Origin of the sequence: Streptomyces viridochromogenes, from assembly GCF_001270495.1 — a bacterium.
Taxonomy (GTDB): domain Bacteria; phylum Actinomycetota; class Actinomycetes; order Streptomycetales; family Streptomycetaceae; genus Streptomyces; species Streptomyces viridochromogenes_A.
In genome coordinates this window covers 75888-83726 of the sequence record NZ_LGUR01000206.1, presented here as the reverse complement: position 1 = coordinate 83726, position 7839 = coordinate 75888, and the positions used below count along the sequence as shown (strand labels likewise).

The window sequence follows — 7839 nt, the reverse complement described above, 5'->3', positions numbered from 1 at the left end:
CTGCGCCACGGCCCGCACCCGGGGCCGGACCACGCTGTTGATGAGCAGCGCGAGGGCGACGGGGATCGGGAAGAACAGCACCAGTTGGAGCACGAACAGCACGATGGTGTTCTCCGCGGCACTCCAGAACAGCGGGTCGTCGAGCATCCGCGAGAACTGCTCCACGCCCACCCATGGGCTGTGGAAGATCGCCGTGATGCCGTTGCCGGCGACGTACGGGTCGTAGTCCTGGAAGGCGACGACGTTACCGAGCAGCGGGACGTAGTTGAAGATCAGGAGCAGGAGGATGACGGGCAGGGTCATCAGGATCAGCGCGCGGTCGCGGCGCCACCGGACCCGGAAGGGAACCTTGCCCGCCTTGCCCGCCCTGCGCGGCACGCTCTCCTTCGCGGTGGCTGCGGCGACCGCGGCCGTCGGTTCCGCGACGGCCGCGGGAGGACGAGTCCCGTCGGGCCTGCTCCCGGCCGTGAGAGACATCAGTTGCCACTGCCGTTCTTGTCGATGAGCTGCTTGTACCAGTCGCGCAGCTTGTCGCCGCCGGAGGACTTCCAGGTGGAGATGGCCTGCTGAATGTCGGACAGCTTCTTGTTGCCGCGTACGAAGTCGATCTCCAGCTGCTCGAACTGGCTCCGGAGAGTGGCGTAGCGGCTCGGCTCGACGATGTTCATGCCGTACGTGGACGTCTTCTTCACGAAGGCACCCTGCCGCTGCTGCCACTCGACCTGCTTGCGGGTGATCTCGGGGAGGTCGGGGTGGGCCAGGTAGGGAGCCGGGGCCGCCAGCAGCACCCAGGCGTTGTTCACCTCCTGGATACCCCGATCGTTCTTGACCGGGACGCCGTTCTCGACCGTGTAGTGGGTGCCCTCGACGCCGTAGTCGACGTACATCCGCTCCTTGGTGCCGTAGGGCGCTGCCGCGAAGTTGGCGGCGGCCAGCGCGTTCTCGATCGTCTCCTTGGAGGCGCCCTTGCGGATCATCGACCAGATGGTGGCGGGCTGGCCGGCGTACAGCGTCGGGTTGCCGCCGTCGGCGCCGAAGTAGTCCATGCCCTCGATCACGAAGTCCGGGTTGGAGTGGGCCTGTTCGGTGGTCTTGCCGTACCAGTCGGACATGTTCTGGTCGTAGACCAGGACCTGCCCGGCGGTGAACCGCTGCCCGGGGACGCCCGTGTTTGCCTTGTCGTCGGGATGTACCACACCGGCGGCGAACAGCTTGCGGACCCACTCCAGATGTTCGAGGTACTCAGGATGCTCGATGCGGTACGTCAGCTTGCCGTCGTCCCCGATGTTCCAGCCGAGCGGCCCGGCGGGGAGGACACTGGTGGCCTCCTTGGCCCAGCTGAGGAACTCGTCCGGCGACTTGGGGGCCGACCAGCCCTTCTTGTCGAAGATGTCCTTGCGGTAGTAGGGCACGATGTTGGGCACGGAGGCGGCGGGCATCGGGATGCCGCGCAGCGCGCCGCCGAAGATGCTCACGCGCCAGGCGTCGGACGGGATCGCGGCCAGGTTCGGGTACTTCTTGACCTTGTCGCCCGCCAGGTAGGGGCCGAGGTCCATGAACTTCGCGGTCACCGCGCTCGAGATCTTGCCGACCAGTTCCCAGTCGGGCACGACCACCACGTCGGGTATGGAGCTGGAGGCGAGGACGGCGCCGAGCTTCTCACCGTAGGTGTTGCCGTCCTGGTTCTGCCAGGTGATCTTGGTGCCGGCGACCTCGTCGAGGGTCTTGTAGTAGGGGTTTCCGGTTTTCGGCGGGGCGCCCCAGAGCGGGGCCATGATCTTGAGGGGAGCGCCGGTGCCGAGCTTGTCCGGGACCGAAGCGGCAAGGGCCGCGAGATCGACTTTGCCGGTGTAGCCGGTCGCCGAGCCGTTCTTCGCCGGAATGTCCGGCTTGGCGAACGTGCTGGCGACGTAGGCCGGGAGCAGCTTGTCTGCGGCCTTGCCCGACGTGGCACCCTCTCGCGAGCCACTGTCCGAACCGCTGCAGGCGGTGAGCAGCGGCATCCCGCCGGCCACCGCTGCGGTGGCGACCGCCGTGGAGGCGAGGAAGCTTCTCCGGCTCGGTCCTGAGGAGGCGGAGGCAGAGGCGGCGTTCGGCTTCATTGCGTCAACCCTTCATGGCGCACCCGGACACCCGGCGGTGGGCCGTCGGCCGCGGTGTCGTGACTTGAACCAGCTGAGCTGAAAGCAGACATCCCATCACTGTCGACATATACGCAGTCGAAGCGCTTCGATGTTGCTGTGAGGTTAAGTGAACGCCCATGGGCGCACAAGGGTCGCTTCAAAGATTCCTCCGAGGCACTGGAGGAGGTTCTCCATGTTCCCTGCTTGATGAACGGTGTCGATCTCTTGACGCTCTCCTAGTGCCCTGGCATGCATCGAAGCGCTTCGAAAGCACTCTCCGCTCTATCTCAAGGGAATCCCATGTGTCTGCACATACGGCGCACACACCACCGCCGTTCCGCGCTCACAGCTGGCTTTCGCGAAGCGCATCGACGACCTTCTGTCGCGGCTCACCCGCGACGAAAAGATGGGATGCCTGCATCAGTTCACGCCCGCCGTCGAGCGCCTGGGCATCGCGGCCTTCCACTGCGGCCAGGAGGCCCTGCATCGCGTCGCCCGGATGGGCCAGGCCACCGTTCTCGCCCAGGCGGTCGGCCTCGGTGCGACCTGGAACACGGGACTGCTGCATGATCGGGTGACAGCGGGGTTTATGCAGCCAGAGCTGCGGGTGGGGTCATGATGGTCTCGTACTCGACGGGGGTCAATCGGCCCAGGCGTCGTTGCCGTCGGCGCCTGTGGTAGGTCCGCTCGATCCAGGTGACGATCGCGATCCGCAACTCCTGGCGAGTGGCCCAGACACGGCGGTCGAGGGCGTTCTTCTGCAGCAGTGCGAAGAAGCTCTCCATTGCGGCGTTGTCGCCGGCGGCCCCGACCCGGCCCATTGAGCCGACCAGGCCGTGCCGGGCGAGGCGGCGGCGACCTTGCGGGACCGGAATTGCGATCCGCGGTCGGAGTGCACGATGCATCCCGCAGCGGTGCCGCGGCGGGCGACGGCGGACTCCAGCACGGCCACCGCGAGGCGGGACTTCATCTGGGCGTCTGGAACAGCCCACGATGCGGCCGGAGTACACGTCCTTGACCGCGCACAGATACAGCTTGCCCTCGCCGGTCGCGTGCTCGGTAATGTCCGTGAGCCACAACCGGTTCGGCCCGTCCGCGGTGAAGTTCCGCCGCACCAGGTCATCGTGGACCGATGGTCCGGCTTTGGCGTTCTTCCCGCGGCCCCTGCGTTTGCCGAAGGCACTCCACCAGCCGCTGTCCCGGCAGATCCGCCAGGCAATCCGCTCGGCCATCGCCTCACCGGCGGCGCGGCCTCGCCGAGAAGGAAGCGGTGCCCGAACTCGGGATCGTCGCGGTGCGCGTCGAACAGGGCGTTGGCCCGGTATGCCCGGGTCAGTTCGGCTCGGTGGCAGGCCGGGCCAGCCACCGGTAGTAGGGCTGGCGGGCAGCCCTAGCATCCGGCACGTCGCCGCCACCGGCACCCGGCAAGGGGCATCGGCGGCGGCCAGCTCACGGACGAGCGGGTACATCATTTTGCCGGCAGGTTCGCCTGCGACAGATACGCCGCAGCCCTCCTGAGCACCTCGTTCTCCTGCTCCAGCAACCGGATCCGCTTGCGTGCCTCGCGCAGCTCGGCCGACTCACCCGGCGTCGTTGCGGGCCGGGCGCCCTCGTCGGTCTCGGCGCGGCGCAACCACTTCGACAACGTGATCGGGTGGACCCCGAAGTCGGCGGCGATCTGTTCCAGCGTGACGCCGGGCTCGCGGTTGCGCGCGACCGTCACGACGTCCTCGCGGAACTCCTTCGGATACGGCTTGGGCACTGCGACATCCTTCCAGGCCGCTTCTCAGCAAGCCAGGTCAGGTGTCACCCAGCCCTGCAGCAGTCCCACCGCCCGGCTCGGCCGGTTGCACGGCAGCACGGCGGCGCAGCAACGGTCCTGCCCGCCATATCAGCGGGGCTCCTATGACCAATCCGCATCCAAATGTCCAAGTTCAACTCAGCGTAGTCAGCACCAAGTCAGCACGGGAGAGACGAAGACGTGTGATGACGTGGGCTTTTAGTCAGCACCAAACCAGCACGGGAGTCAGCACAGCGCCGCCCAAATGCCCCTAACTACGCCTCTCGGACAGCAGTCGCTTCCCTCCTCTGCGGGCCTCTGAACCACCGCTTCACACCGCTTCACGACGAGGCATGGAGCCTGCACGCATAGCCTGACTCAGAACTATGTTGCCCCACCACATGTGCGCCTGACCTGCGCTTTTCTACCGTGTGCCGAAACCTACCCGTCCCCACCGCACACGAGGAAGTGGCGCACATGGCCTCCGGAACCACCGCTCCCCCACCCCCCGGCAACCTCAAGCGCATCGTCGCCGCCAGCCTCATCGGCACCACCATCGAGTGGTACGACTTCTTCCTCTACGGCTCCGCCGCCGCCCTGGTCTTCAACAAACTGTTCTTCCCGGACTCCGATCCCCTCGTCGGCACGCTGCTGTCCTTCCTGACGTACGCCGTCGGTTTCGCCGCCCGCCCCCTGGGCGCGCTGGTCTTCGGGCACTACGGGGACCGGCTCGGCCGCAAGAAGCTGCTGGTGCTGAGCCTGCTGTTGATGGGCGGGGCGACGTTCGCGATCGGGCTGCTGCCGACGCACGCGACCATCGGGTCCGCGGCACCCGTGCTGCTGACCGTGTTGCGCCTGGTGCAGGGTTTCGCGCTCGGTGGTGAGTGGGGCGGGGCCGTGCTGCTGGTGTCCGAACACGGGGACGCGCGGCGGCGCGGCTTCTGGGCCTCGTGGCCGCAGACCGGCGCGCCCGCGGGCCAGTTGCTGGCGACCGGAGTGCTGTCCCTGCTGACGGCCGTGATGTCGGACAGCGCCTTCGGCACCTGGGGCTGGCGCATCCCCTTCCTGCTCTCCGGTGTCCTCGTCATCGTCGGTTTGTGGGTTCGTCTGTCTGTCGATGAATCGCCCGTCTTCAAGGAGGCGTTGGCGCGGGCCGAGGCGCGCAAGGTCACGCACGTGGCCGACACCGAGAAGCTGCCCCTGGTCTCCGTACTGCGCCATCACTGGCGTGATGTGCTGGTGGCGATGGGCGCGCGGATGGCGGAGAACATCAGCTACTACGTCATCACCGCGTTCATCCTCGTCTACGCCACCACGTCGGCCGGCGTGTCCAAGCAGACCGCCCTCAACGCCGTGCTCATCGCCTCCGCCGTACACTTCGCCGTCATTCCGGCCTGGGGCGCGTTGTCGGACCGGATCGGGCGTCGTCCCGTCTACCTGCTGGGCGCCGTCGGTGTCGGGCTGTGGATGTTCCCGTTCTTCGCGCTCATCGACACCGGCGACTTCGGCAACCTGCTCCTCGCCGTGACCGTGGGCCTGGTGCTGCACGGCGCGATGTACGCACCCCAAGCCGCCTTCTTCTCCGAGATGTTCGCGACCCGGATGCGCTACTCCGGCGCCTCGATCGGCGCCCAGTTCGCCTCGGTCGCGGCGGGCGCGCCCGCACCGCTGATCGCCACGGCGCTGCTGGCCGACTACGACAGCTCCACCCCGATCGCCCTGTACGTCATCGCCGCGGCCGTCCTGACGGTCATCGCGATCGGCGCGGCCCAGGAGACCCGGCACCGGGACCTCGCCGACATCGGACCCTCGGCCGACGCGAAGCCCGCAGCGGCCCGGGCGGCGGACGCACACACGGTCTGACCCGCCCAGCACAACGGCCCCCTCAAACAGGCCCCCGTACACGCTTCGGGTACGGGGGTCAGCGCTGTGCCGGTGCAGACAACCGGTGCAGCCGCAGGGCCAGCTGGATCTCCAGGGCACGGGCGGGGCCCTGCCAGTCGTCGCCGAGGAGGCGGCCGACGCGCTCCAGGCGCTGGGCCACCGTGTTCACGTGGACGTGCAGTTCGTCCTTGGTGCGGGCCGGGCTCATCCCGCAGGCGAAATACGCGTCGAGGGTGCGCAGCAGGTCGGTGCCGCGCCGTTCGTCGTAGGCGACGACCTGCCCGATCGTACGGTCGACGAAGCCTGCGATGTCACGGTCCCCGGCCAGCAGCAGCCCCACGAAACCGAAGTCCTCGGCGGCGGCGCCATCCCCGGAGCGGCCGAGCAGTCGCATGGCGTCGAGGCAGCGCCGGCCTTCCTCGTAGGCGGCGGCCACGGCGTCCGGGTGGGCGGCCAGGTCCTCGACCGGTGCGGAGGCGCCGACGGTGACGGCCTCGTGGACGGCCGTGCCGAGGTGGCGGGCGGTGCTGCGGGCCAGGGCCGTGGCCGTGTCTCCCACTCCGAGCGGCAGGAGCAGGACGGTGCCGCCGTCGCGGGCGGCCGCCAGCCCATGTCGGGTCGCGGCGAGGTGGGACGCGGCGGACCACAGACGTCTGCGGGCGGCCGCCTCCTGGTCGGCGTCGGCCGCGGTGACGTCGAGGCGGGCGGCGAGGACGACGTGAGCGGCGTCGAGGTCGGCTTCCAGCCGCGCCGCGCGCTCGCGCAGCAGCCGCGGGTCACGGTCGCGGGCGTCGAGCAGGTCGTCCAACAGCTCGCCCCGCACGCGCTGTTCGGCCTCGGCGGCGGAGCGCCGGGCGAGCAGCAGGAGGGAGGTGACCATCGCGGCCCGCTCCAGAGTGCGCTGGTCGACGGGGTCGAGGCCGGGGTGGCCGCGCAGCACCAGCGCACCGAGCAGTTCTCCGCCCGCGGTCACGGCGGCGATCCAGTCGTCGTCATGTCGTACGGCGTGGCCTTCGACGCGGGAGACCTCCAGGGCCTTGGCCGGTGCCGCGGTGGCCTCCGCGAACTCGACCGTGCCGTCGAGGACTTCGGAGACCGCGGCGGCGACGTCGTGCACTCCTCCGCCGCGCAGCACGAGTTCGGCGAGCCGGTCGTGCACGTCGGAGGCCCGTTCGATGACCCCGCTGCGGTCCTGGATGATCTCGTTGGCCCGCTCCAGGTCGGCGAGGGCCGCACGGGTCTCGGTGAGCAGGTTCGCGGTGTCGATGGCGGCCGCGGCGAGGGCGGCGAAGGAGCCGAGCAGCGCGATCTGCTCCCGCTCGAAGACCCGGGCACGCCGGTCCGCCGCGAACAGGACCCCGATGACATGGTGTCCCAGCATCAACGGCACCCCGAGGATGGCGACCAGCCCCTCGTCGCGCACACCCGCGTCGATGGTGAGGGTGTGCTGGAAGCGGTCGTCCTTGAAGTAGTCGTCGGTGACATAGGGGCGGGCGGTCTGCGCGACGAGGCCGCCCAGGCCCTCCCCCATGCCGAGCCGCAGCTGCTGGAAGCGGGCGGCGACGGATCCCTCGGTCACCCGCATATAGGTGTCGCCCCTGGCCGGGTCGTTCAGGCTGAGGTAGGCGATGTCCGTGCCGAGCAGCGACCGGGCACGCTGCACGATCGCTTGTAGTACGGCATCCAGGTCCCGCAGGCCGGCCAGGTCATGGGCCGTCTCGAACAGGGCGGACAGCTCGGCCTCGCGCCGACGCCGCCCTTCCAGCTCGGAGCGCACGCGCAGCGCGAGCAGCTTGGCCTGTTCGAGGGCGACGATCCGCTCGGTGGATCTGCCCTCGGCACGGGCGAGCAGCACCGGCTGCTCATAGGCGTCGGCGGACGCGCCCCGGGCCAGCAGCTCGAGGAACGGCGTCTCCGCGCTGCTCAGGGACGCTCCGGCAGCGACTGCGGAGCGCTCGGCGGGGTGCACGTGATCGCGAGACATGCCGACAGGATTGCTCATCGCACCGCCGTCCCGTCAGCCCTGTGGATAACTCGAAGATTCCGCCGGAC

At 69.1% G+C, this 7839-nt stretch carries 3 protein-coding genes and 3 pseudogenes; 2 read left to right on the top strand and 4 right to left on the bottom strand.

The features are described 5' to 3' along the window. Together ADK36_RS25230 and ADK36_RS25225 are read right to left on the bottom strand one after the other, a co-directional pair. Positions 1-477: pseudogene (locus ADK36_RS25230) on the bottom strand (sugar ABC transporter permease); the annotation flags it as partial. Continuing rightward, a complete protein-coding gene (locus ADK36_RS25225; RefSeq protein WP_053199150.1) occupies positions 477-2102 on the bottom strand; it encodes an extracellular solute-binding protein in 1626 nt (541 codons plus the stop codon). The pseudogene ADK36_RS25230 and the gene ADK36_RS25225, both read right to left, overlap by 1 nt. Positions 2103-2376: 274 nt before the next feature. Between ADK36_RS25225 and ADK36_RS50385 the strand changes: the two are divergent. After that, positions 2377-2688 (top strand): annotated as a pseudogene (locus tag ADK36_RS50385) (sugar hydrolase); the annotation flags it as partial. Between the two features lie 22 nt (positions 2689-2710). On the opposite strand, the pseudogene ADK36_RS25215 reads toward ADK36_RS50385, so the two are convergent. Further along, positions 2711-3885: pseudogene (locus tag ADK36_RS25215) on the bottom strand (IS3 family transposase). 495 nt (positions 3886-4380) lie between these two features. Here ADK36_RS25215 and ADK36_RS25205 point away from each other — a divergent pair. Then, the gene (locus tag ADK36_RS25205; protein WP_053199148.1) at positions 4381-5766 is read left to right on the top strand and encodes an MFS transporter; all 1386 of its coding nucleotides are present in this window, start codon (positions 4381-4383) and stop codon (positions 5764-5766) included. A gap of 58 nt (positions 5767-5824) precedes the next feature. On the opposite strand, the gene ADK36_RS25200 is transcribed toward ADK36_RS25205, so the two are convergent. Then, positions 5825-7771, bottom strand: a complete 1947-nt coding sequence (locus ADK36_RS25200; protein ID WP_053199146.1) for a helix-turn-helix domain-containing protein — start codon at positions 7769-7771, stop codon at positions 5825-5827. Between the last annotated feature and the right edge of the window lie 68 nt (positions 7772-7839).

Bases quoted from the DNA above. Each gene is read 5' to 3' on its own strand.
- ADK36_RS25225 (WP_053199150.1), bottom strand. From the start codon at position 2,102: ATGAAGCCGAACGCCGCCTCTGCCTCCGCCTCCTCAGGACCGAGCCGG.
- ADK36_RS25205 (WP_053199148.1), top strand. From the start codon at position 4,381: ATGGCCTCCGGAACCACCGCTCCCCCACCCCCCGGCAACCTCAAGCGC.
- ADK36_RS25200 (WP_053199146.1), bottom strand. From the start codon at position 7,771: ATGTCTCGCGATCACGTGCACCCCGCCGAGCGCTCCGCAGTCGCTGCC.